We start from the raw sequence: 357 nt of genomic DNA, 5'->3' as shown, positions 1-357 counted from the left end.
GTTCGGCGGTCCGCTCCTCCAGCACCATCCCGTCGCTCCCAGTGCTGGCCTCGCCTGGGCTGTCGGCCGCGTGGGTGGTGGTGCCGGGGCGTTCGCCGGTGGCTTCCAGGGCCAGGCGCTGGCGGTGTCCGGCTACCCGGTCGAGCAGCCCGCGCAGGTGGGTGCCGTCGGCTTGGTCGGACAGGTGCAGGAACCGGCGGGCGCGCTGGTTCTCGTTCGCGCGGTCCCGGGCGGCCGGGTCGAGCTCGGCGACGAGGCGCTGCACGGACCGGGTGAACGTGGGCGCGTCCTGGGTGGTGCCCAGGTGCACGATGGCGTCCTGCACGCCTGGGCTGGCCAGCGCGGCACTCACGGTCT

General features: G+C 75.1%; 1 protein-coding gene. It reads right to left on the bottom strand.

The window, feature by feature from the left end; all coding sequences use genetic code 11:
- The coding region (locus HP550_RS00025; RefSeq protein ID WP_425484397.1) for a hypothetical protein at window positions 1-357 on the bottom strand (357 nt) is incomplete at both ends.

It is taken from the genome of Cellulomonas humilata (genome assembly GCF_013359775.1).
Classification (GTDB): domain Bacteria; phylum Actinomycetota; class Actinomycetes; order Actinomycetales; family Cellulomonadaceae; genus Cellulomonas; species Cellulomonas humilata.
The sequence above is the reverse complement of the archived record's forward strand: the minus strand, read 5'-3'. Positions and strand labels throughout refer to the sequence as shown.